The sequence below is a fragment of the Streptomyces sp. NPDC058086 genome, assembly GCF_042885015.1.
In the GTDB taxonomy this organism is placed as follows: domain Bacteria; phylum Actinomycetota; class Actinomycetes; order Streptomycetales; family Streptomycetaceae; genus Streptomyces.
The window spans coordinates 1-23,409 of the sequence record NZ_JBHVST010000003.1 but is presented as its reverse complement, the minus strand read 5'-3'; the positions used below and the strand labels follow the sequence as shown (position 1 = coordinate 23,409).

Genomic DNA, 23,409 nt, shown 5'->3' with positions numbered 1-23,409 from the left:
CTCCCGGCGTCAGTGCTGCTGTGCCTTCTGCGGAGTCGCCTCACTCGGCCGTACGACGACCACGCCGTCGCCCTCCAGCTTCAGCTGTACGGCCTCGCCCGAGCCGCCGCGGATCATCGAGCCGATCGACTGCGAGCGGTGCAGCGAGGTGTGGAGCTGCGCGGTCCAGCCGACGACCGCGTCCGTGTCGACGTACACCGGCTGCTGCGGTGAGACGGGTATCACCAGCGGGTTGCCCTCGCAGATCAGCCCCAGTCTGCCGTGACCGCTGAAGACGCTGTTGAAGATGCCGCCGCCGGTGACGCCCGCGCCCTTCACGGTCTTTATCTCGTACGACAGCGTGGAGTCGAAGCACAGGACGTTGCGCCCGTTCACGGTGAACAGGTCGCCAGGCTCGATGTCGATGATGAAACAGTTCTGCGCCTCGTGCGCGAACCAGGCCTCGCCCTGCCCGCGCACCGTCATCAGCGGCAGTCCCTCGCCGGTGACCGCCCGCTTGAGCATGCCGCCGACGCCCTGGCCCTTGCGCTCGAACTGCAGATTCCCCCGGTAGGCGATCATCGCCCCCTGGCGCGCGAGCATGTGGCCGTTGACGGCGTACTTGATCGACTTGGCGTTCTGGATGGTCATGCCCGGCGTGACGGCGGGCTGCACCATGTGGTCACTGGAAAAGAGATCACCCTTCATGCGGGCATCTTGGCCCGGAGGGTTTGGTTCCGCCAAGATCGCTGACATCCGGGGACCGATGGGGGCGGTTCGGCGGCTGCCGGGAACGCGCGAAGGGCCGGTCCGGTGCACCGGACCGGCCCTGGGGAGGCGTGTCAGGAGGCGCTGGGCGCGTCGATCTCGCTGTGCAGGCGGGCGACGACCTCGGTGAGCTGGGCGGCGACCTCGGCGTCGTCGACCGGGTGGGTCTCGGCGAAGCGGACCACGGAGCCGGGAACGGAGAGCTTGAGGTCCTCCAGGACGGCGGCACCCGCGATCCCGAGGGCCTTGCGGGCCTCGTCCTGCGCCCAGACGCCACCGAACTGACCGTACGCGGTGCCGACCACGGCGGCGGGCTTGCCGGTGAAGGCGCTGGCGCCGTACGGACGCGACAGCCAGTCGATGGCGTTCTTCAGGACGGCCGTGATCGTGCCGTTGTACTCCGGCGAGAAGAGCAGAAAGGCGTCGGAGCGGCCCGCGGCCTCGCGCAGGGCGGTGGCGGCGGCAGGCACCTTGCCCTCGACGTCAAGGTCCTCGTTGTAGAACGGGACCTCGGCGAGCCCCTCGTACAGCTCGATCTCCGCGCCCTCGGGGGCGAGCTTGACGGCCGCCTCCGCGAGCTGGCGGTTGTGGGAGCCGGCACGAAGGCTGCCGACGAGCGCGAGGATGCGTACGGACATGGGGAACTCCCGGGGACGAAACATTGCGGCAATAAAGCGGACCGAGGTCCGCTTGCTGGTCTGTTTAATGTTGTAGCAGCTAAACGGACCAGGGTCCAGTTGCCCCCGTCTGCCGTTACGCTGTGTTCATGTCCACCCCACTTCCGCCCTTCCCGAGGGGGCAGGAACCCTCGGGAGCTCCGGTCCCGCTGGAGCTGACCGTCGGGCCTGCCGCGCCGCAGCTCCGCGCCGACGCCGCGCGCAACCGCGCGCGGCTGCTGGAGGCCGCCACCCGCCTGGTGGAGGAGCACGGGGTCGCCAATGTCACGATGGAGGCCGTCGCCGTCGCGGCCTCGGTGGGCAAGGGAACCGTCTTCCGGCGCTTCGGTGACCGCACCGGCCTGCTGATGGCCCTGCTCGACCACACCGAGCAGCGGTTCCAGGCCGCCTTCCTCAGCGGCCCGCCACCTCTCGGCCCCGGCGCGTCACCGGCGGACCGCCTGCACGCCTTCGGCTGCCGGGTCCTGCGCGAGATCCACGACCGGCTCGACCTGTACATCGCCGCCGAGCCGGACGCCTCCCGCCGTTTCAGCTCCGCCCCGTACCGCGTCCGCTTCACGCACGTCGCCATGCTCCTGCGCGAGGCCGTGCCCGGCGCGGACAGCGTTCTTCTGGCCCAGACCCTCATGGGCTACCTGGAACCCGCCCTGATCCACCACCTGACGCGACAGTGCGGGATGCCCCTCGAACGCCTGGAGTCCGGCTGGCACGACCTCGTGAAGCGGACCACCTGCCCGGTGTCCGACTAGCCTTTCGGCATCCGTCAGTTGAACGGGTCCAGCGTGACGTACGCCTGTTGGGGGTTGCCGTCGTGGACGAGGGACTCGTAGTTGCCGACGTCGTCGAAGGCGAACGCGTAGGCCTTGCCGTCGGCCATCTGCGCGTGGATCTTGCGGGCGTACTGGTTGGTCACCGTGTCCTGGTAGAAGCTCGCCGAGCTCGTGTCCGGCTGGTTGGGGTTGGTGAGAAGCGTGGAGCGGTTGAAGCCCGCGCACAGGGTGCGTGAAATGGGGCCACGTACCAGGTCGTTGGGGGCGTCCAGCCGCTTGTAGCAACCGAAGATGCTGTCCGAGTCGGGCTTCTGGAAGCTGGTGACGACCGCTCCGGCGCTGTTGGTGAAGTTCATGACGTCACCGGAGACCCGCCCGAAGTACTTCGTGTTCGGCTGATCGGCGAACGGCGTCACCGTCAGCGTCGACGAACTGTACTTCTGCCACACGCGGTTGACGTAGTCGTCCATGACGGCGCCCGGCAGCGCGCCCGCCTCGATGCCGTGACCGGGAGCCAGTGCCCGCAGGACGGTGCCGTCGGACCGGGTCTGGATCAGATTGGCCCAGCCGCCCGGCTGACCGCGCAGGGCGTTGAAGAACCCGGTGTAGCCGCCCGTTTTGAGGTGGCCGGTGTTCTTGGTACTGCCGTCGGCGAGCTGGACCCCGACGGCGTACGGGGCCGAGAACATGTCGACCTGGGTGCTGTTGATCCACAGCCCGGAGTCGTTGAGCGTGTACTCGGACCAGTTGAAGAGGATGTTGCGGTTGGGGTCGCTCGGGTTCTGCACGGCCGGCTGCACCAGACCGCCGGTGGTCAGACGGAAGTCGAGCTTCTGGCCGTAGGAGAAGTAGATCCGGCCGGAGAACTTGGGCATCCGGATCGTCATCGACTGACCGTTGGCCGGTCCCGTGATCGAGGCGTCGGGCGCGGGCGTCGGCGGATTGCCGCCGGCGGGCCAGGCGTGGAACGTGCCGTTCGCGTCGGCCCAGCCCTGCTGGCCCGTCGAGAGGAGTGTTCCGAGGTCGTAGATGTAGACGGGTTCGCTGCGGCCGGAGTTGTTCGTGAACTTCAGTGGGATCGTCGTCGGGACGGCCGCGTTCGCGTCGGAGGGGGCGCCGAACGTGAGAAGCGCCGTGGTGGCGGTGGCCGCAGCCACAGCCAGGGCATGCCATTTGAGACTCCTGAGCCTTCTGGGCACTCGCTCTCTCCTTGGGTGGGGGGATTCCAACGAGGTGGATTCCGGCGGAGTGGAGCCGTCCGGTTCTCGTTGAGAGCGCTCTCAGAATTGCGGCGGGTGACGTACATGTCAACGATTCGGACAGGATTGGTCTGGTCCAACTGGGGTCGGCGGAGTCGCACGGTGATGTCCACGGCGGATCCGACGGGTAGCCGGCGGATGTGGTCATGAATGCCGGTGGGGGCGCGGCTGAGCTGCTGCTCGATGGCCGCGAGGCCCTCGTCGTGAACTGCATCGGGCGCTCCCAGCAGGGCATCGGGGGCGGTCGGAAGGGCCGGCTGGAGGGGACTCGCTTCGGGGAAGTGGACGGGGCCGTGACGGCGCTCCGCTGCCCGCCCCGAACTCCCGCCGGTGCGGCTGAAGCCGCGGGGCCGAGCACGCTTGTCGCGCGGGCCTCGTTGCGGGCGCGTGTCGACGGACTCGCGCCCGTCGGATCACCGGAACGCGAGCGGGTGGACGCTGTCTTGGGCCGAGCGAGCAGGTCACGAGCGCTCTGCGCGCACGCGGTACGGAGAGTGGGCCTTCTGCCGCCGATCCGGAGGACGTGCGCGCGGCGGAACTGGCGGCAGCGCTCGAACTGCTCCGGCGCAGGGCCGGCGCGCCCCTGCGCCTGCTGCCGGCTCGCCGCACCCGGCCGGCCTGACCGCGTGCCTCGCCGCTTTCGCCGTGAGCCAACTACTGGTCGCCGCCGGCCTGTTCACGATCAGCCTCTCGGCCACCGACCGTGCACCCACCAGCCCACGGGCAGATCCGATGAAGAGCTGGAGCGCTTGGTCGGGCACCCGGACCCACTCGATGTCCTCGCCAAGGGGCCGGCCGGCACGCCGACGGCGCGGAAGGACGTGTCGATCGCACCGGACCGAATAGCGGCTGAACGGTTCGCCCGGAAGACCGCCGACATAGGCGACACCCAGGTACTTCTCCAGCTCGCCACGGTCATGGCGAAGCGGGGCCGCCCTTGTGAAGGGCGGCCCCGGTCGATGCGGTGCTGTCGGGAGCTACTGGACGTTGATCTGGAAGGTGGTGGTCTTGTTGCGGATGTCCTCCGCGTTGCCGCTCATCCGCAAGTTGCGGAAAGTGGCCTCACCGACGGCGGGTCCCTGACCGGGCTCGGGCAGCTCGTTGGCCCAGATGCCGAACCCGGACTTCGCGTCGAACGCGTCCCCACTCTTCTTGGAGTTGGTGATGGAGATGTCGGTGAAGATCGTGTCCTTCACCGGGAACTGCGGCTGGCCGCCGACATAGTTGGTCTGGAACATCACTCCTCCGTAGGTGGAGTCGTCGATGTCGACGTCGTTGACCCGGATGCCCTGGAAGACCTTGGAGGCCGAGAACGCCCAGATGGCCGGGAAGACCTGCGAGCCCCAGAAGTGGCCGCCCGTTCTGTCCAGGGAGACGTTCTCGATCGTCGTCGGATCGGTCCCGAAGCCGTTCATCGGGTAGCCGAAGTCCAGCGAGGAGATCGTGATGCCGGAGTAGACCAAGGTGTCGGCGACCCGGATGTTGCGGAAGGTGTTGTTGTAGCCGCCGTAGACGGCGATACCGGCCGCGCGCCAGGTGAGCGTCGACGTCAGGTTCTCGTAGAGGTTGTTCTTCTCGTCGGCGCCGCCCGCGTCGATCGCCGAGAAGAGTGCGAAGCTGTCGTCGCCCGTGGCCCTGGCGTCGTTGTTGACCACGTGGTTGTCCGTGGAACCGTTCGTCATGTTGATGCCGTCGGCGAACGTGTCACGGATGCGGGAGTTCTTGATGGTCATGTTGTCGGTGTTGGCGCCCCAGTAGAGGCACACCATGTGCTCGACCCAGATGTCGTCGATGGTGATGCCCGAGACGTTGGAGAAGTCGAACACCTTGCCCGGACCGTCGATCCGGGACGTGTAGTTGCCGAAGTAGGCGAAGCCGGTGAACGACGAGCCGTTGGCGGTGGCCTCGGCACGGAAGCCCACGTCGGTGTTCTCCTGCGAGGCGGGGGCGTGGAATCGGGTGAACCACGACCCGGCTCCGACGACCTTGACCGCCTTGCCGTAGACCTGGAACTTGCTGGAGGTCTCGTAGTCACCGGCGGGCAGGTAGACACCGACGAGCTTGCCCGTGGTGTCCATGCGGACCTTGTCGAGCGCGTTCTGCACGTCCTGGTGGGAGAAGCCGGCCGGGACCGTGTAGGCGGCCGGGTCCGGGTTCGGGATCGCCGTCGCCTGTTCGGTGTTGATGAAGTCGATGGCGTAGGTGGAGGTGTTGGCCGCGTCCTTCTGGAGCCGGATCTTGGAGCCGGCCGGAACGGTCCTGCCGAGCTGCAGGTTCGCCTCGTCGTAGATGTGGCGCGGGGCACCGGAGCCGGGCGAGTTACCCGGAGAGGTCTCGTTGCCGTAGAGCCAGGCGTACTTCGATGTGAGGTCGATCGGCTTGAGGAACTGGCCGTCCACATAGACATTGAGCGTCGTGTCGGTGCCGTCCGGGATCTCGAAGCGGGTCACCAGGGTGTTGGTGGCCGCCCGGGTGGTCCACTCGACGTACTGGCCGGTCCCGGTGAGGGTCACCGCCTTGCGGCCGCTCGCCTCGCCCGCGATGTCGCCGATCGTGCGGTTCGGGCCGACGACCTTGGCGCCGCCGCCGACGGTGCCGCCCTCGGCCTCGTACATGTCGTACGGCATGTCCGCGCCGCGGCCGACGAACAGGGCCTGCGTGGTGGTGTTGTTGGCTCGCTTGACCGGCAGTTCGTTGGCGTCGTCGGCGATCACCGTCTTGACGGTGTACTTGCCGTTGGCGGCCGTCCAGGAGCCGAGGCCGACCGGTGCGGTCGTCTGGCCGGACGCGATGGCGCCGCTGTAGGAGCCGGTGAGCGTCTTGACGGTGGCGCCGTTGGAGTCCTGGACCGTCAGCGTGACGTTGTGGGCGCCGGAGGCCGAGGCCGCCGTCCCCTGGTTCTTGATCGCGACGGTGAACGAGACGTCGTCGCCCGCCGAGGCGCTGGAAGGCGTCCAGGCGACCGGAGCGGCGACCAGGTCCGAGCTGGAGACGGGCTTGACGACGAGGGCGTCGGAGCGGGTGAAGACGTTGTTCGCCTCGTTCTGCTCGATGACCTTGTTCGACGGGTCCACCTCGGCGCCGACCGGGTAACTGCCCGCATCCCGGGTGCCGATGCTCGCCGTGACCGTCGTCGAATCGCCGGCCGCGAGGGCCGGGACGTCCGCGGTGGCGGCCTTGGTGCCGCCGAGCGTGAAGTTCAGGTCCGTGGCCTTGGACGGCTTGCTGCCGCTGTTGGTGACGGTCGCCGTCAGGCTGATGGCGTCCGACTCGACCGGGGCCGCGGGCGAGTTGGTGATGCCGGTGACCTTGAGGTCCGGGTTGGCGGCCGGGGTGCCGATGACCTGGAACTCGGCGACCTGCGCACCGGGGGCACCGGTGTTGGAGGCGAACTTGAGCTGGATGTCGGCGGCGGAGCCGGAGACCGGGATGGTCACCGTGTTGCCGCTCGCCGGGGTGAACGTGTAGTCCTTCGCGGCCACGAGGCTGGTGAACGCCGTCGCGTCCTGGTCGCGGCCGAGCACCTGGATGTTCTGCGTGCGCGTGGACCAGGCGGCATCGGGGTTGAGCTTGACGACGACCTGGCTGAGGTCGGCGTTGGCACCCAGCTTGGTGGTGAGAGTGGCCGGGTAGGCGCCGCCCCCGCTCTCCCAATAGGTGCTGACCTGGCCGTCGTTGGCGTTCGTGGCGACGTAGGTGAAGGTGTACGAGGAGGCCTCGATGGGCTTGCCCTGGGCGAGGTCGGAGCCGGAACCGGAACCGGCCCGGGTGACGCTGTTGCTCGCCACCGACACGTTCCCGGCGGCGTCCTTCGCCTTCACGTAGTAGGTGACCGTGGCCGTCGGCGACGGGGTGTCGGTGTACGTCGTGACGTCACCCGCCGCGGACTTGACGAGCTGGTCGTTGGCGTAGACGTCGTAGCCGGTCACCTGGACGTTGTCGCTCGATGCCTGCCAGGTGAGCTTCACGTCGCTGCCCGACTGCGTGTAGGCGAGGTTGCCGGGCGCGGTCGGGGCCTGGGTGTCGCCGCTCGATCCCTTGCGGGTGACGCTGTTGCTGTTGGCGGAGACGTTGCCGGCCGCGTCCTTGGCCCGCACGAAGTACGTGATGTCGCTGCCGGCCGGCTGGGTGTCGGTGTAGGTCAGGACGTTCCCGGCGACGCTCGCCCGCAACTGGCCGTTGGCGTAGATGTCGTAGCCGGTCACGGCCGTGTCGTCGGTGGCCGCGCTCCAGGTCAGCTTGATCTGCCCGGTGGCAGGCTCGGTGTAGCTCAGGTTGGACGGAGCGGTGGGCGCCTGGGTGTCGCCGGTCGCCGGCCCGTAGACCTCCAGCTCGGACGCCTGCCCGGCGGGCCAGCCGGTGTTGGCGGTGAACAGCGCGCGCACGTACCGCGTGGTGGTCGTGTCGAAGGAGATGGCCGTCGACTGGTCGTTGGTGCTGTCGAAGGTGTACGCCTTCGAGGCCGTGAGGTCGGTGAAGTTCTGGTTGTCGGTCGAACCCTGGACCTTGAAGGTCTGGCTGCGGCTCGGCCAGCCGCTGGGCAGCCGCAGCGTCACCTGGTTGATCTTGACCGACGAGCCGAGATCGACCTGGAGCCACTGCGGGAAGGCGTTGTTCGTGCTCTCCCAGTAGGTGTCGCGGTTGCCGTCACCGGCGTTGGCCGCGCCGTAGACGTCGGCGTGCCCGCTCTCGCTGAAGGGTTTGCCCTGGGCGAGATTGGGGGTCGTGGCGGCGGTCGTGAGGACCTGCAACTCGGCGAGCTGACCGGTGCCGGCGACCGAGTTGGCGCTGAAGTCGGCCCGTACGTACCGGGCGAGAGTCGCGGGGATCGAGACCTTCACCGTGTTGTCGTTACCGGGGCTGAAGACGTACTGCGCCGACGACTTGAGCGTGGCGAAGCTCTTCCCGTCGGCGCTGCCCTGGAGCGCCAGCGTCTGCTTACGGGTCTGCCAGTGCTCGGGCAGCCGCAGCACGACCTGGCGGACGCGCTTGCTCCGCCCGAGGTCGGTCTGCACCCACTGGGCCGACTTCTTTCCGGCCTGCCAGTAGGTGTCGGTGTCGCCGTCGGTGACGTTGGCGGCGGCGTGCGCGCCACGGGTGCTGCCCGCCGTGGTCACGGCTTCCGCGGCGGCGTTGGGGCCGCCGGCAGCGTGTGCGCCGACGGCGGGCAGGCCCAGAACCATGACGACGGAGGCGAGCGCGGCGGTCGCCGCGCGGCGCCTTGTGGATCTCTGCTTGTGTCGAGTCATGCGGGGTCACTTCCTGCGGAGGCTCGCGCGCCGGTGGGGCGGCGAGGGCGGCTCATTCCTGGCGGAGTGGTGCAGAAAGGTGCAGGACGATCAGTGCGGAGCGGGGTGCAATGCGCTCAGGCGGCAGGAGCCGACCTGACGGAGAAGATCTTCTAAGGGCACCGCGAGGCAGTATTTTGCGTTGTTTCATCGAAATATTGCAGAGCAATATGGGTGGGTCTACAGCCGGAACGGCACAATATTCACCAGAATCACCCATCACTCAGGAGTGATGGCGGCGCGGGCTCCACATCCGAGCCGCTGAAGCGGTCAACTGGCAGGCGTCGGGGCCAGCTTTACCGGCCCGCACGGTCCGGTCCGCGACTCGGCGGCGGTTGCGGGCTTGCGCTCCGAGAACGCAAGCGAACGCAAGGCGCGCAAATTCTTGCGCGATCCATGCGTCATGGGCGGTGGGTTACCGACGGGGCGAAGTCCTCGTCCCCAGCGTGCTCCAGGGCTCGCTTCCGCACAGTCCCCAGCCCTTCGTCACGCGCTCTGTCGACCGGTTCCTGGACTACCACCCGCCACTGACGGGGCTCCGCTGCTTGCTGCGGCCAACGGGACCTTCTCGCACGCGACCGGCCCGGCAGGCTGTGCCGACGTGTTTGCGCCCCGCTCGGTCGATGGAGAAGTCGGCTGACTCCGCGTCGGTGAAGGCGATTTCAAGGCCGTGGGCGCCTCTACCTCCGTCCCGGAGGTAGTCGTGCCCCGGTGCACGGGCGAGGATCACCATCTGCCGCTCGCCCGTGCAGGCGTCCTGGGCGGCGAACAGCTCTCGTGCGACCTGCCGGTACTGGTGCACGACGGAGGCTGCGGTCGACGTGAGGGTGCGGGCATCAGGGACGCCGGGCAGCGGAAGAGACAGGTTGACCGAGCGTGAGACGGTCACCGTGATGGTGCCCACCTGCCCGACCGGCACGTTTCAAGCCGTACTGGCCACGATCCAGTGCCAAGGGTTGTCATGGGCCATGGGCCATGGGCCATGGACTCGAACTCGTCGGCCATCGGCCAGCCGGTCGTCCATCCTCCTCCGCCATGGGTTTTTGCCCGGCGGGAGCACGTACACAAGGGCCCTCGGGCGCTCTTACAGCTCGCCGTACATCTCTCGAGGCGGTTGTACTCACGCCCTACCGTGATCATCTTGTGCCGCCGCATTCCACCAGCATCGTCACCCCCAGCACGTCGGCCGCGAAGGGGCACGTGCCGGTGACCACGCGCTCGTTCATCTCGGACAGCGAGTGGATCGACTCGACACCGCCTTCGCGGTCATCGGCCTTGACAGGAGGTCGTCGGTAGGGCTTCCTTGGACTAGTTGCGTATAACGCTACTGTTGCTCAATGTGAAACTGCCTGATCTTCGGTTGCGGCTCTCCGCGCGACGGGCCGCGATGCCCGGCGACGGCACTGGCATGGCTCTGGTTCCCTACACCGCGGAGTAGCGCTACAGATGACCCGTAAGCCACCTGCTGAGGACCCCGGTGACGCCCGTCTGAGGGTCGGCCCACCGAAGGAGTACGCCGCCGGTATCCCCGCGGTCACCTCCTCGCTGCGGCACGCCGGCGAACAGATGGGGGCTCGCCGCGGCCTGCTCACTCTGCTCCAGGTCAACCAGAAGAAGGGCTTCGACTGTCCCGGCTGCGCCTGGCCCGAGCCGGAGCACCGGCACCGGGCGGAGTTCTGTGAGAACGGCGCGAAAGCGGTGGCCGAGGAGGCCACCGTCCGCCGTGTCACCCCGGACTTCTTCGCCGAGCACACCCTGGAGGAACTCCTGCCCCGTAGCGACTACTGGCTCGGGCAGCAGGGGCGCCTCACTCACCCCATGTACCGCCCGGCGGGCAGCGACCGCTACCGGCCGATCTCCTGGGACGACGCGTTCGCAGTCGTCGCCCGGGAACTCGCCGCGCTCGATCACCCCGATCAGGCCGCCTTCTACACCTCCGGACGGGCGAGCAACGAGGCCGCGTTCGTCTATCAGCTCTTCGTCCGGATGCTCGGCACCAACAACCTGCCGGACTGCTCCAACATGTGCCACGAGTCGAGCGGATCGGCTCTGACGGAGACCATCGGCATCGGCAAGGGCAGCGTCAGCCTGGAAGACCTCCACGAGGCCGACCTCATCCTCGTGGTCGGCCAGAACCCGGGCACCAACCACCCCCGTATGCTCTCCGCGCTGGAGGAGGCCAAGCGGCGGGGCGGCCGCGTCATCGCGGTCAACCCCCTGCCCGAGGCCGGGCTGCTCCGGTTCAAGAACCCCCAGCGGCCCTCCGGTGTCCTCGGTGGCGGCACCCGGCTGGCGGACCAGTTCCTGCAGATCAGGCTGGGTGGAGACCAGGCGCTGTTCCAGGCCTTCAACCGCATGCTGTTGGAGGCGGAGAACGAGGCGCCCGGCACGGTCCTCGACACCGCTTTCATCGACCGGTACACGCATGGCTTCGAGGAGTTCGCCGAGCAAGCCCGCAAGGCCTCGTGGGACGACATCCTTCAGGCCACCGGTCTGCCCGAGGAAGAGATACGGGCCGCGTTCGGCCATGTCCTGGCCGCCGAGAAGATCGTCGTCTGCTGGGCGATGGGGCTCACCCAGCACCGTCACTCGGTGCCCACCATCCGGGACGTCGTGAACTTCCTTCTGCTCCGCGGCAACATCGGCCGCCCGGGCGCCGGCCTCTGCCCGGTACGCGGTCACTCCAACGTGCAGGGCGACCGGACGATGGGCATCTACGAGAAGCCGGACGACGCGTTCCTGGACGCGCTCGGCACCGAGTTCGCGTTCACGCCCCCGCGCCACCACGGCCACGACGCGGTGGAGAGCATCCGTGCCATGCGCGACGGCCAGGTACGGGTCTTCGTCGCGCTGGGCGGCAACTTCGTTGCCGCGGCCCCCGACACCGACCTGACCGAACAGGCGCTCAGGCGCTGTCGCCTCACCGTCCAGATCTCGACCAAGCTCAATCGCTCGCACGTCATCGCCGGGGAGCAGGCGCTCATCCTGCCCTGCCTCGGCCGGACCGAAGCCGATCTGCGCCCGGCCGGGCCGCAGCTGGTGACGGTGGAGGACTCCATGAGCATGGTGCACCTCTCCCGGGGGCGGCTGAAGCCCGCCTCCGAGCACCTGCTCAGCGAGGTCGCGATCATCTGCCGTATGGCACGGGCGGCCCTCGGGGAAGCGGGCTCCCAGGTGCCGTGGGAGAACTTGGAGTCGGACTACGACCGCATCCGTGACCGCATCGAACGCGTGATCCCCGGCTTCGAGGACTTCAACGCCCGGGTACGGGAGCCGGGCGGCTTCGCGCTGCCCCACCCGCCGCGCGACGAGCGCCGGTTCACCACCTCCACCGGCCTGGCCAACTTCACCGCCAACCCGCTGGAGAGACCGCACGTCCCCGAAGGCCGGCTGCTGCTGCAGACGCTCCGCTCCCACGACCAGTACAACACCACCATCTACGGCCTGGACGATCGTTACCGCGGCATCCACCAGGGGCGACGCGTCCTCTTCCTGCATCCCGACGACCTCACCGACCGAGGCCTGGCCGACGGGGACCTCGTCGACATCGTGAGCGAGTACGGGGACGGCGTGGAGCGCAGGGCACCGGCCTTCCGGGCGGTTTCGTACCCGACGCCCCGGGGGTGCTGTGCCGCCTATTTCCCTGAGACCAACGTCCTGGTGCCCCTCGACTCCACGGCGGACATCAGCAACACGCCCACGTCGAAGTCCATCGTCGTCCGGCTCGAACCGGCCTGATGTACAGGGAGGTGTGACCGATGAGCGGAAGAGCGTACGGTCTTGCCCCTCTGGCCCGCTTCGGCGACTCGTCGCCACCGATCTCCGGGACGTGACCAGCGATCCCGCGGCCCTCGACTCCGTCGATTTCTGGGCCGTGGTCGCGGACTTCGAGGGGCGCCTGGTGTGCGCGCGTTTCGGGGACGTACGGCGTGCGGTGAGGTCTACCAGGCCAACCTGTGCCGGGTCCTGTCCGCGCCGTTGCCCGACCCGGAGCACGCGGACGTCGACGCCCTCACCGCCCTGCTGGCACGCGGCAATCCAGCCCCGTACGCCGGCACGGTGCGCCTGCCGGCGCATGGTGTGGAGATCGCGACGGCCTCGCCCGAACTCTTCCTCCGCCGTGCCGGCCGCACAGTGGAGTCCGGCCCCATCAAGGGCACCGGCCGGACCGCGAACTCGCCGAACGCGTCGGATGGCCGGAACTCTTCGCCGGAACGTTCCCGCCAGAGTCCGTGACGGGCGCCCCCAAGTCCAGCGCGCTGCGTGTCATCGAGGCACTGGAGACCGTGCCGCGCGGCCCGTACTGCGGCGGCATCGGCTGGGTCGATGCCGACCGCGGCACGGGTGAACTCGCGGTGGGCATCCGCACGTTCTGGATCTTGGAGACCGCCATGGTCACCCCCCTCTTCCACTGGACGCTCCACCCGTAGGCGATGTAGGCGGTCGTGGGCCCGGCCATCGCCCTCAGCACCTTCCGTCGCGGGCGCCGACAGCTGATCAGCGCCGTGTTCACCCCGCTGATCGGTGAGAAGCGGGCGAACGGCTGGGGCGGCCGGGCCATCGACATCCTCGCCATCTTCGTCACCCTCTTCGGCTCTGCGGCCTCTCTGGGGCTCGGCGCCCTGCAGATCGGCAGAGGCATCACCGGACTTGGATGGAATGGGATCTGTAGGCACCGGCCTGCTGGTCGCGGTGATCGCGGTGCTGACCGTGGCGTTCGCCGCCTCGGCGCTGTCCGAGATCGGCGAGGGCATTCCAGTGGCTGTCCAACATCAACATGGTGCCGGCGGTGACCCTGGCGGTCTTCGTGTTCCTCGTCGGGCCGACGATCTTCATCCTTGATCTGCTGCCCACCTCCATCGGCGCCTTGCTCGGCGATCTGACCCAGACGGCAGGGCGTACCGAGGCATCGAGCGGTGAGGGAGCCGCCGACTGGACGTCCGGCTGGACGGCCTTCCGCTGGGCCCGGTGGATCTCCTGGACGCCCTTCGTCGGCATGTTCATCGCGCGCATCAGCCGGGGCCGGACCATCTGGCAGTTCGTGGGCGGCGTCATCCTGGTGGTCAGCGCGGTCAGCCAGCTGTGGTTCGCGATCTTCGGCGGCTCGGCCATGCACCCGCGGGACGAGAAGGCCCTCGGCGAGGCCGCGACAGCCCAGGGCCGGCTCTTCGACGTGCTTCAGCAATACCCGATCGCCACGGTGTCGAGCGTCGTCGTGATGATCCTCGTCGCTGTCTTCTTCGTCTCCGGCGCCGACGCCGCCTCGATCGTGATGGGGACGCTCTCGCAGCGCGGATCCCTGGAACCGACGCGGGCCGTCGTGGTGTTCTGGGGTGTGCTGACCGGGGTGGTCGCCGCGGTCATGCTGCTCGTCGGCGGTGGCGGGGGCGACGCGCTCACCGGACTGCAGAACCTCACCATCCAGCGGCGGCCCCCTTCACTCTGCTGATGGTCGGTTTGTGTATCGCGCTCACCCGCGAGCTGCGCCACGACCCGCTCATCATCCGCGGGCGGAAGGGCAAGGAGGCCATCGAAACGACCGTCATGGCCGGCCATGAGCAGTACGACGGCGACTTCGAACTCCGCATCGGACCCGCGAAGCCGCCCAGCTGCGGGAACTCCCGTCGGGCTCCTTGACCCCCGGTCGGCACTCCACGATGCTGTGTTGCGGCACATGAGATGTGTGCCGTAATGAGCAACATCTGATTCAAGTCTCGACCAGCCGAGGAGTGGCCATGACACATCAGGTTCGTGCTGTCGTCGCGCGGGGCAAGGGCGCCCCCGTCAGCCTGGAAACGATCATCGTGCCCGACCCGGGACCGGGCGAGGCTCTGGTGAAGATCGAGGCCTGCGGGGTCTGTCACACCGATCTGCACTATCGCGAGGGCGGCATCAACGACGACTTCCCCTTCCTGCTGGGCCATGAGGCCGCGGGTGTCGTGGAGTCGGTGGGGGAGGGTGTCACCGATGTCGCACCCGGCGACTTCGTCATCCTCAACTGGCGTGCGGTGTGCGGGCAGTGCCGGGCGTGCCTGCGCGGACGGCCGTGGTACTGCTTCAACACCCACAACGCGAAGCAGAAGATGACTCTGCTCGACGGCACCGAGCTGTCCCCGGCGCTCGGCATCGGCGCGTTCGCGGAGAAGACGCTGGTGGCGGCGGGACAGTGCACCAAGGTCGACCCGGCCGCGTCGGCGGCCGCCGTCGGTCTGCTGGGGTGCGGCGTGATGGCCGGCATCGGTGCGGCCATCAACACCGGCAACGTCGGCCGCGGTGACACGGTCGCGGTCATCGGCTGCGGTGGCGTCGGGGACGCGGCGGTCGTCGGGTCGAACCTGGCGGGCGCGGCGAGGATCATCGCCGTCGACATCGACGACCACAAACTGGAGACGGCCAAGAAGCTGGGCGCGACCCACACGGTCAACTCCAGGAACGCCGACGCGGTCGAGGCGATCCGCGAGCTGACCGGCGGCTTCGGCGCCGACGTCGTGATCGAGGCGGTCGGTCGCCCGGAGACGTACAAGCAGGCCTTCTACGCCCGCGACCTGGCCGGCACGGTCGTCCTCGTGGGTGTGCCCACCCCGGAGATGAAACTGGAACTGCCACTGCTGGACGTCTTCGGCCGCGGCGGAGCGCTCAAGTCCTCCTGGTACGGGGACTGCCTGCCCTCCCGCGACTTCCCGCTGCTCGTCGACCTCTATCAGCAGGGTCGGCTGGACCTGGACGCGTTCGTCACGGAGACCATCGCGCTGGACGAGGTCGAGAAGGCGTTCGAGCGGATGCACGGCGGCGACGTGCTGCGCTCGGTGGTGGTCCTCTGATGGCCGCCCGCATCGAACACCTCGTCACCTCGGGAACGTTCTCCCTGGACGGCGGCACCTGGGACGTCGACAACAACGTGTGGATCGTCGGCGACGACCACGAGGTGATCGTCATCGACGCCGCGCACGACGCCGAGGCCATCGCCGCCGCCGTCGGCGGGCGCACCCTGCGGGCGATCGTGTGCACCCACGCCCACAACGACCACATCGACGCCGCGCCCGCACTCGCGGAGCGCGCCGGCGCCCCGATCCTGCTCCACCCGGACGACCTGCCGCTGTGGAAGCAGACCCACCCCGACAAGGCGCCGGACGCCGAACTGACCGACGGCCAGGGCCTCACGGTGGCCGGCATCGAGCTGACCGTGCTGCACACGCCGGGCCATGCGCCCGGCGCGGTCTGCCTGTACGCACCGGCCCTGACGGCCCTCTTCAGCGGCGACACGCTGTTCGCCGGTGGACCGGGGGCGACGGGACGGTCGTACAGCCACTTCCCGACCATCATCGAGTCGATCCGGGACCGGCTGCTGACGCTGCCGGGTGACACCGTCGTGCACACCGGACACGGGGGGACGACCACCGTCGCCGGCGAGGCCCCGCATCTCCAGGAGTGGATCGGCCGCGGTTTCTGACGCCCACTCGCGCCCCTCACCCGCCCGCCCTCGGCTCGCCTCCGTCGCGAGCCGATGCGGCGGGCTGTTGTTGTTCTATGCGAATTGAGTTCCGTGTTACGCAACGTGATAAACGGCTCGGAGTGCCCTCTGGATGCCTTGACAAGGGTTCTGGCCGACCTCAAACTGATGTTGCGCTTACCGCAATCCGTTTCGCTATACGCACCGAGGTGTCATGATGATTCCCGCGTGCCGTCTCGCGGATCTCCCGCGAGGAGAGGCCCACCGGCTCGACACAGATCCGCCGGTCTCGGTGTTCCACACCGACGACGGCGAACTCTTCGCCATCGACGACACCTGCACCCACCAGGACGCCTCGCTCGCCGACGGCTGGCTGGAGGGCTGCGAGGTGGAATGCCCGCTGCATGCTTCGAAGTTCGACCTGAGGACCGGCGCGGTCGACTCCCCGCCGGCGAAGCTCCCGGTCCGGACACACGAGGTCGTCGTCGAGGACGGCGTGATCTACGTCCGGCTGTCCACGGAGGCACCCAACCTGCCGCCCTGCGTCGCAGCCCGGCTGGCCGGGGGTTCCGCGTGAGGACCGTCGCCGTGGTGGGTGCCTCGCTGGCCGGTCTGTCGGCGGCGCGCTCGCTGCGGAAGCAGGGCTACGGCGGGCGGCTCGTCATCATCGGGGACGAGCTCCACCGCCCGTACGACAGGCCCCCGCTCTCCAAGGAGTTCCTGGCCGGCACCCTCGGCGAGGCGGAACTCGCCCTGGAGGCCGACGACGAGGACCTGCGGGCGGAGTGGCTGCTCGGCATCCGCGCCACCGGACTCGACCGCGCGGACCGTGCCGTCCGGCTCGCCGATGGACAGGAGGTCCGCGCCGACGGCATCGTCATCGCGACCGGCGCAGTGGCGCGTACTCTGCCCGGGTCCGAAGGCCTGGCCGGAGTGCACACCCTGCGCACCCTGGACGACGCCCGCGCCCTGCGGGACGAACTGGCCTGCGGCGGACGGCTGGTGGTGATCGGCGGCGGCTTCATCGGCGCCGAGGTCGCCTCCACCGCCTACGCCCTCGGGTTGGACGTGACGGTCGTCGAGGCGGCCCCGACGCCGCTGGCCGGACCGCTCGGCGAGGTCATGGGCGGCATCGTCTCCGCCCTCCACGCGGACCATGGCGTACGGCTGTTGTGCGGCGTCGGCGTCAAGGGACTGAGCGGGGAGGCCCGGGTCGAGGCCGTCCTGCTCGAGGACGGCCGCAGCATCCCCGCCGACCTCGTCGTCGTCGGTGTGGGCGCACGCCCGTGTGTCGAGTGGCTGGAAGGATCCGGCGTCGAACTCGACAACGGCGTCAAGTGCGGCGCCGACGGCCGCACCAGCCTGGCCGGCGTGGTCGCGGTCGGCGACTGCGCCAACTGGTACGACCCCCGCGCGGGCGCCCACCGCCGCGTCGAGCACTGGACCGGTGCGCGCGAGCGTCCCGACGCCGCGATCGCCACACTGCTGGCGGGCGGAGCGGTGGAACCGGGTGTGCCCCGGCCGCCGTACTTCTGGTCCGACCAGTACGGCGTGAAGATCCAGTTCGCCGGTCACGCGGCAGCCGCCGACAGTGTGACCATCGAGGCGGGCGCCGCGGACGACCGCGACGTCCTGGCCGTCTACCGGCGCGCCGGAGTTCCGGTCGCCGTGCTCGGGATGAACCAGCCTCGGCTGTTCACCCGCTGGCGCAAGCAGCTCGCCGCCGCGAGCTCTTGACACGGCCCCTGAGTCATTTCATGCTGCGGTTGCACATGGCACGCAGCGTTGCTCCATGCACAACGCCGTCCGGAGTCGTTCTTCCCGGCGCGTGAATGGCCCCTCCACGACGTTTCCCGAGGAGTGCACCGTGACCTCGACCAGCCTGCCGGACAGTCTGATCGCCACCCTCCCCGGCTCCTCCTACACGGATCCGGGGATCTTCGCCCAGGAGCAGGAGCGCATCTTCGAAACGATGTGGTTCTGCGCCGTACGTTCCTCGGACCTGGCCAAGCCCGGTGCCTTCCGGACCGTAGAGGTGGGCCGCGAGAGCATCCTGATCACGCGTGCGCGGGACAACTCCGTACGCGCCTTCTTCAACGTCTGCCGGCACCGCGGTGCCAAGCTTTGCACCGAGGAGGCCGGCGAGGTCAAGCGTGCCTTCCAGTGTCCGTACCACGCCTGGACGTACGACCTGAACGGCAAGCTCGTCGCGGCGCCCAACCTCACGAAGATGCCCGACGTCGGCCGCACCGAGTTCGGCCTGGTGAGCGTGACCACCCGCGAATGGCTCGGCTACGTCTGGGTCTGCCTGACGGAGAACCCGCCCTCTTTCGAGGACGACGTCATCGGCGAGGTCGTCGGCCGGCTCGGCGACGTGGAGTCGATCGAGCACTACGACATCGACAACCTCTCGGTCGGCAAGCGGATCGTCTACGACGTCAAGGCGAACTGGAAGCTCATCATCGAGAACTTCATGGAGTGCTACCACTGCGCCACGATCCACCCCGAACTCACCGAGGTGCTCCCCGAGTTCGCGGACGGTTATGCGGCTCAGTACTACGTGGGTCACGGTGCAGAGTTCGGTGAGGAGGTCCAGGGCTTCACTGTCGACGGCTCCGAGGGCCTGGACCGCATCCCGGGGGTGGCGGAGGACCAGGACCGTCGCTACTACGCGATCACCGTCAAGCCGCAGGTGTTCATCAACCTCGTCCCCGACCACGTGATCTTCCACCGGATGTACCCGGTGGCCGTCGACCGCACGATCGTCGAGTGCGACTGGCTGTATCTTCCGCACGTCGTCGAGAGCGGCAAGGACGTCAGCCGGTCCGTGGAACTCTTCGACCGGGTCAACCGCCAGGACTTCGACGCGTGCGAGCGCACGCAGCCCGGGATGAGCTCCCGGATGTACGCCAAGGGCGGGGTGCTGGTGCCCAGCGAACACCACATCGGCGCCTTCCACGACTGGGTGAACGAGCGCCTCGGTACTCCCCGGCCGTAGTTGGGCGGGTCAGCCCAGGTAACCCATCCGATGGCTGATCTCCTCCGCGCCCTTGACCAGCACCGGAGCGAGTTCGTGCAGGCGCTCCTCGGTGAACCGGTACGCGGGTCCGGAGGCGCTGAGTGCCGCGATGACCTCGCCGTCCCGGTCGCGCACCGGCGCGGCCATCGCGTGGAGCCCGATCTCCAGCTCCTCCAGGGTCCAGGCGTAGCCGCGCTCCCGGGCCTCGGCGAGGTTCTTCTCCAGCTTCGTCTTCGAGGTCAGGGTGTGCGGGGTCACCTTCTTCAGGCCGGCCTCGGACACCAGCGCGGTGCGCTCCTTGGCGGGCAGGTGCGCCAGCAGGATCTTGCCGCTGGAGGTGGCGTGCAGCGGGGTCAGCTGGCCGACCCAGTTGTGCGCGGTGACGGCCCCCGGGCCGCGCACCTGGTAGAGGTTGATCGCGTAGTGCTCCTGCATCACGGCGATGTTGACGGTCTCGCCGATCTCCTCGGCGAGGCGCTCGCAGACCTGGCGGCCCTGCTGGGTGATGTCGATGCGTCCCGTGACCGCGCCGGCCAGGCGTACGATGCCGAAGCCGAGGCGGTACTTGCCGCGCTCGCCCGCCTGCTCCACCAGACCGCGCGCCTCCAGGGCGCCGAGCAGTCGGAACGCGGTCGACTTGTGAACATCGATCTCGGCGGCCACCTCGCTGACGCCGGCCTCGCCGCGCTGGGCCAGGATCTCCAGCACGCTGATGGCGCGGTCGACGGACTGCACCCCGCCGGACTGCGAACCTGTCGTTTCAATATCTGGACTGTAGTTGCTCACAGCGAAACTATACGCGCAGTAAACAACACCAGCGCAAGTAACAGCGCGGAAACGCAGACCTTGCAAGTTGCGTTGCTCGCAACCTGGTGCGTATAGCGATACTCGTACTAGCATGCCTCGCGTATCTACGGCGCGAGCGAGACGAGGCACCATGGCTCCCCTGCAATACGACTTCGTCATCGTCGGCGGTGGATCCGCCGGCAGCGCACTGGCGAACCGACTCTCCGCCGACCCGGGCAACCAGGTGCTGGTCCTGGAGGCGGGCCGGCCGGACTACCCGTGGGACGTCTTCATCCACATGCCCGCGGCGCTGACCTATCCGATCGGCAGCCGGTTCTACGACTGGAAGTACGAGTCGGAACCCGAGCCGCACATGGGCGACCGGCGCATCTATCACGCGCGCGGCAAGGTGCTGGGCGGTTCCAGCAGCATCAACGGCATGATCTTCCAGCGCGGCAACCCCATGGACTACGAGCGCTGGGCGGCCGACGCCGGCATGGAGTCCTGGGACTACGCGCACTGTCTGCCGTACTTCAAGCGGATGGAGAACTGTCTCGCGGCCGACCCCGACGACGAGTTCCGCGGCCACGACGGCCCTCTCGTCCTCGAACGCGGCCCCGCCTCCAACCCGCTGTTCACCGCCTTCCTCAAGGCCGTCCAGGAGGCGGGCCACCCCCGCACCGACGACGTCAACGGCTATCAGCAGGAGGGCTTCGCCCCCTTCGACCGCAACGTCAGCCGCGGCCGCCGGCTGTCGGCCTCGAAGGCGTACCTCAAGCCCGTGAAGAAGCGGCCCAACCTCACCATCACCACCCGCGCCCTGGTCACCCGCGTCCTCTTCGAGGGCAAGAAGGCCGTCGGCGTCGAGTACCGGCGCCGCGGCAAGGTCCAGCAGGTGCGCGCCCGCGAGGTCATCCTCTGCGGCGGCGCGATCAACTCCCCGCAGCTGCTCCAGCTCTCCGGAGTCGGCAACGCCGAGGAACTGAGCGCGCTCGGCATCGACGTCGTCCACGACCTTCCGGGCGTCGGCGAGAACATGCAGGACCACCTGGAGGTGTACATCCAGTACGCCTGCAAGCAGCCCGTCTCCATGCAGCCGTACATGGCGAAGTGGCGCGCGCCCTTCATCGGCCTGCAATGGCTCTTCCGCAAGGGCCCCGCCTCGACCAACCACTTCGAGGCCGGCGGCTTCGCCCGCAGCAACGAGGACGTGGACTACCCCAACCTGATGTTCCACTTCCTGCCGATCGCGGTCCGCTACGACGGCTCCTCGCCGGCCGGCGGCCACGGCTACCAGGTGCACGTCGGGCCCATGTACTCCGACGCCATCGGCTCGGTGAAGATCAAGAGCAAGGACCCGCAGGAACACCCGGCGCTGCGCTTCAACTACCTGTCCACCGAGCAGGACCGCCGCGAGTGGGTCGAGTCGATCCGGGTCGCCCGCGAGCTCCTCAACCAGCCCGCCATGGCCCCGTACAACGACGGTGAGATCTCGCCCGGCCCGTCCGTGGCGAGCGAGGAGGAGATCCTCGCCTGGGTCGCCAAGGAGGGCGAGACCGCCCTGCACCCTTCCTGCACCTGCAAGATGGGCACCGACGAGATGTCCGTCGTCGACCCCACCAGCATGCGCGTGCATGGCGTGGAGGGGCTGCGCGTCGTCGACGCGTCGGTGATGCCCTATGTCACCAACGGCAACATCTACGCGCCGGTGATGATGATCGCGGAGAAGGCGGCCGACCTCATCCTCGGCAAGGAGCCGCTGCCCGCCTCCAAGGCCGCGTACTACCGGTACCGCGACGCCCAGAAGCAGGCCGGGTAACCCTTGGACGGCGAACACTTCAGGGCGCTGCTGTCGAGCGTCCGCTACGAGGTACTGCCCGCGAAGGCGACCGAGGACAAGGTCCTCGCCCATGTCCCGCGCGACGTCGTCGTCACCGTGACGGCGTCTCCGGTCAAGGGCCTGGAGCCGACGCTCGACCTCGTCGGCCGGCTGGCGGCGCACGGTTACCGCGTCGTCCCGCACGTGCCCGCGCGGCTGCTGCGGGACGACGCGCATCTGAAGGATGTCGTCGACCGGCTCCGGGAGACGGGTGTCGACGACGTCTTCGTCCCGGCCGGCGACGCCGATCCGCCGGCCGGGGCCTACGACGGGGCGCTACCGGTGCTGCGCAGGCTGAGCGAGCTGGGCAGCCCCTTCGCGCGCGTCGGCATCACCGGCTATCCCGAGAGCCATCCGCTCATCCACGACGACCTCACCATCCAGGCCATGTGGGACAAGCGTGCACACGCCACGTACATCGTGAGCAACCTCTGCTTCGATCCGCGCGTGCTGGGTGACTGGGTCGGCCGCATACGGCGCCGCGACGTCACCCTGCCCGTCCATGTGGGCGTGGCGGGGCCCGTGCAGCGGGCGAAGCTGCTGGCCATGGCGACGAAGATCGGGGTGGGGGAGTCGACGCGCTTCCTCACCAAGCACGCCTCGTGGTTCCTGCGGTTCGCGACCCCCGGCGGCTACTCGCCCGACCGGCTGCTCGCCCGCAGTGCCGAGGCGCTTTCCGCGCCCTCGGCCGGGGTGGCGGGCCTGCATGTGTTCACGTTCAACCAGATCGCCGAGACCGAACGGTGGCGCCGCGCCCTGCTGGACCGGTTGGGCGACTGAACCAGGAGGGGCGTGGCACCCGAAACCGACTGGCGACTGACCCGAACCTTCACCAGCGCCTCCGGTGACGTCCGCTGGGACCGGCTGGGCCACCCCGGCCGGCCACCGGTCGTCCTGCTGCACGACACCCCCTTCTCCTCGTACGACCGGCGTGCGCTCGCCCGCTCGCTCGCCCGGCACCATCAGGTGTTCGTCTGGGACATGCCCGGCTACGGGGCCTCCGAGAAGGCCGCGGGCCAGGACGTGTCCCTGGCCGCCCAGGACCGGGTCTTCATCGAGCTCCTGAGCCACTGGGGCCTCACGGAACCGCTCGTGGTCGCCCACGACTTCGGCGGTGCCGTCGCCCTTCGGACCCATCTGCTGCATGGCGCTCGCTATCGGGCCCTCGCCCTGGTGGATCCGGTCGCGCCGGCACCGTGGGGCTCCCCGTTCTACCGGCTCGTCGGCGAGCACGCCGACGTCTTCGAGCGAGCCCTGGCTGGACTGCCCCGGCCAGGCGGCCTTCCACCGGCAGATCGCCCGGGCCGAATTCGAACCGATCGCCGGAGCGGGGCACCTCGTCCAGGAGGACGCCCCCGCGGAACTCACGGCCGCACTCATCGCCTTCCTCCAGCAGCCGTTGTGACCGCGGGGGGCGTTCGGGTTCGTATACGACGGGGGCGGGGGGGGGAAACCGCCCCCCCCCCACATTCCCGAATGGGGACCGGCAGAAGAAGTGTCTAATAAACAAATTAAGCGGGCCACGAAAATATAA

General features: G+C 68.8%; 15 protein-coding genes and 3 pseudogenes. 12 read left to right on the top strand and 6 right to left on the bottom strand.

Features of this window, described 5'->3' with window-relative positions; all coding sequences use genetic code 11:
- Nucleotides 1–9 precede the first annotated feature (9 nt).
- Nucleotides 10–687: an AIM24 family protein gene (locus ACFVWD_RS02915; protein WP_389593574.1), complete on the bottom strand. Its 678-nt coding sequence runs from the start codon at nt 685–687 to the stop codon at nt 10–12.
- A 134-nt stretch (nt 688–821) separates the two neighbouring features.
- Nucleotides 822–1,385 carry an NADPH-dependent FMN reductase gene (locus ACFVWD_RS02910; protein ID WP_389593573.1) on the bottom strand — a complete coding sequence of 188 codons (564 nt, stop codon included), beginning with the start codon at nt 1,383–1,385 and terminating at the stop codon, nt 822–824.
- Nucleotides 1,386–1,513: 128 nt separating this feature from the next.
- Here ACFVWD_RS02910 and ACFVWD_RS02905 point away from each other — a divergent pair, with 128 nt between their 5' ends.
- Nucleotides 1,514–2,173: a TetR/AcrR family transcriptional regulator gene (locus ACFVWD_RS02905; RefSeq protein WP_389593571.1), complete on the top strand. Its 660-nt coding sequence runs from the start codon at nt 1,514–1,516 to the stop codon at nt 2,171–2,173.
- Between the two features lie 14 nt (nt 2,174–2,187).
- Here the strand turns inward: ACFVWD_RS02905 and ACFVWD_RS02900 are convergent, their stop codons facing one another.
- The 3 genes from ACFVWD_RS02900 to ACFVWD_RS02890 form a co-directional block, all read right to left on the bottom strand.
- Nucleotides 2,188–3,351 (bottom strand): glycoside hydrolase family 64 protein, encoded by a 1,164-nt coding sequence (locus tag ACFVWD_RS02900; protein ID WP_389593569.1) that lies wholly within the window; start codon nt 3,349–3,351, stop codon nt 2,188–2,190.
- Between the two features lie 1,079 nt (nt 3,352–4,430).
- On the bottom strand, nt 4,431–8,702 hold the full coding sequence (locus ACFVWD_RS02895) for a discoidin domain-containing protein (RefSeq protein ID WP_389593567.1): 4,272 nt from the start codon (nt 8,700–8,702) through the stop codon (nt 4,431–4,433).
- Between the two features lie 553 nt (nt 8,703–9,255).
- On the bottom strand, nt 9,256–9,660 hold the full coding sequence (locus tag ACFVWD_RS02890; protein WP_389593566.1) for a hypothetical protein: 405 nt from the start codon (nt 9,658–9,660) through the stop codon (nt 9,256–9,258).
- A 527-nt stretch (nt 9,661–10,187) separates the two neighbouring features.
- Here ACFVWD_RS02890 and ACFVWD_RS02885 point away from each other — a divergent pair.
- The 8 genes and pseudogenes from ACFVWD_RS02885 (at nt 10,188) to ACFVWD_RS02850 (ending at nt 19,189) form a co-directional block, all read left to right on the top strand.
- Nucleotides 10,188–12,479: an FdhF/YdeP family oxidoreductase gene (locus ACFVWD_RS02885; protein WP_389593565.1), complete on the top strand. Its 2,292-nt coding sequence runs from the start codon at nt 10,188–10,190 to the stop codon at nt 12,477–12,479.
- Nucleotides 12,480–12,499: 20 nt separating this feature from the next.
- Nucleotides 12,500–13,120 (top strand): annotated as a pseudogene (locus tag ACFVWD_RS02880) (chorismate-binding protein); the annotation flags it as partial.
- Nucleotides 13,121–14,378: pseudogene (locus ACFVWD_RS02875) on the top strand (BCCT family transporter); the annotation flags it as partial.
- 98 nt (nt 14,379–14,476) lie between these two features.
- Nucleotides 14,477–15,562: an S-(hydroxymethyl)mycothiol dehydrogenase gene (locus ACFVWD_RS02870; protein WP_389593563.1), complete on the top strand. Its 1,086-nt coding sequence runs from the start codon at nt 14,477–14,479 to the stop codon at nt 15,560–15,562.
- On the top strand, nt 15,562–16,191 hold the full coding sequence (locus ACFVWD_RS02865; RefSeq protein WP_389593561.1) for an MBL fold metallo-hydrolase: 630 nt from the start codon (nt 15,562–15,564) through the stop codon (nt 16,189–16,191). The genes ACFVWD_RS02870 and ACFVWD_RS02865 overlap by 1 nt, the downstream gene beginning before the upstream one ends.
- A gap of 214 nt (nt 16,192–16,405) precedes the next feature.
- On the top strand, nt 16,406–16,768 hold the full coding sequence (locus ACFVWD_RS02860) for a bifunctional 3-phenylpropionate/cinnamic acid dioxygenase ferredoxin subunit (protein WP_389593559.1): 363 nt from the start codon (nt 16,406–16,408) through the stop codon (nt 16,766–16,768).
- Nucleotides 16,765–17,928, top strand: coding sequence for an NAD(P)/FAD-dependent oxidoreductase (locus ACFVWD_RS02855; RefSeq protein ID WP_389593558.1), 1,164 nt, complete (start codon nt 16,765–16,767; stop codon nt 17,926–17,928). The genes ACFVWD_RS02860 and ACFVWD_RS02855 overlap by 4 nt, the downstream gene beginning before the upstream one ends.
- A gap of 130 nt (nt 17,929–18,058) precedes the next feature.
- A complete protein-coding gene (locus ACFVWD_RS02850; RefSeq protein ID WP_389593557.1) occupies nt 18,059–19,189 on the top strand; it encodes an aromatic ring-hydroxylating dioxygenase subunit alpha in 1,131 nt (376 codons plus the stop codon).
- A gap of 9 nt (nt 19,190–19,198) precedes the next feature.
- Here ACFVWD_RS02850 and ACFVWD_RS02845 read toward each other — a convergent pair whose 3' ends face one another.
- Nucleotides 19,199–19,945: an IclR family transcriptional regulator gene (locus tag ACFVWD_RS02845; RefSeq protein WP_389593837.1), complete on the bottom strand. Its 747-nt coding sequence runs from the start codon at nt 19,943–19,945 to the stop codon at nt 19,199–19,201.
- Between the two features lie 202 nt (nt 19,946–20,147).
- Between ACFVWD_RS02845 and betA the strand changes: the two genes are divergently transcribed.
- The 3 genes and pseudogenes from betA to ACFVWD_RS02830 all read left to right on the top strand — a co-directional run bounded on the left by betA (nt 20,148) and on the right by ACFVWD_RS02830 (nt 23,280).
- Nucleotides 20,148–21,815, top strand: a complete 1,668-nt coding sequence (gene betA, locus ACFVWD_RS02840; RefSeq protein WP_389593556.1) for a choline dehydrogenase — start codon at nt 20,148–20,150, stop codon at nt 21,813–21,815.
- 3 nt (nt 21,816–21,818) lie between these two features.
- A complete protein-coding gene (locus tag ACFVWD_RS02835; RefSeq protein ID WP_389593555.1) occupies nt 21,819–22,655 on the top strand; it encodes a 5,10-methylenetetrahydrofolate reductase in 837 nt (278 codons plus the stop codon).
- Between the two features lie 12 nt (nt 22,656–22,667).
- Nucleotides 22,668–23,280 (top strand): annotated as a pseudogene (locus ACFVWD_RS02830) (alpha/beta fold hydrolase).
- Nucleotides 23,281–23,409 lie beyond the last annotated feature (129 nt).

Bases quoted from the DNA above. Each gene is read 5' to 3' on its own strand.
- ACFVWD_RS02915 (WP_389593574.1), bottom strand. From the start codon at position 687: ATGAAGGGTGATCTCTTTTCCAGTGACCACATGGTGCAGCCCGCCGTC.
- ACFVWD_RS02910 (WP_389593573.1), bottom strand. From the start codon at position 1,385: ATGTCCGTACGCATCCTCGCGCTCGTCGGCAGCCTTCGTGCCGGCTCC.
- ACFVWD_RS02905 (WP_389593571.1), top strand. From the start codon at position 1,514: ATGTCCACCCCACTTCCGCCCTTCCCGAGGGGGCAGGAACCCTCGGGA.
- ACFVWD_RS02895 (WP_389593567.1), bottom strand. From the start codon at position 8,702: ATGACTCGACACAAGCAGAGATCCACAAGGCGCCGCGCGGCGACCGCC.
- ACFVWD_RS02885 (WP_389593565.1), top strand. From the start codon at position 10,188: ATGACCCGTAAGCCACCTGCTGAGGACCCCGGTGACGCCCGTCTGAGG.
- ACFVWD_RS02870 (WP_389593563.1), top strand. From the start codon at position 14,477: ATGACACATCAGGTTCGTGCTGTCGTCGCGCGGGGCAAGGGCGCCCCC.
- ACFVWD_RS02865 (WP_389593561.1), top strand. From the start codon at position 15,562: ATGGCCGCCCGCATCGAACACCTCGTCACCTCGGGAACGTTCTCCCTG.
- ACFVWD_RS02860 (WP_389593559.1), top strand. From the start codon at position 16,406: ATGATGATTCCCGCGTGCCGTCTCGCGGATCTCCCGCGAGGAGAGGCC.
- betA (WP_389593556.1), top strand. From the start codon at position 20,148: ATGGCTCCCCTGCAATACGACTTCGTCATCGTCGGCGGTGGATCCGCC.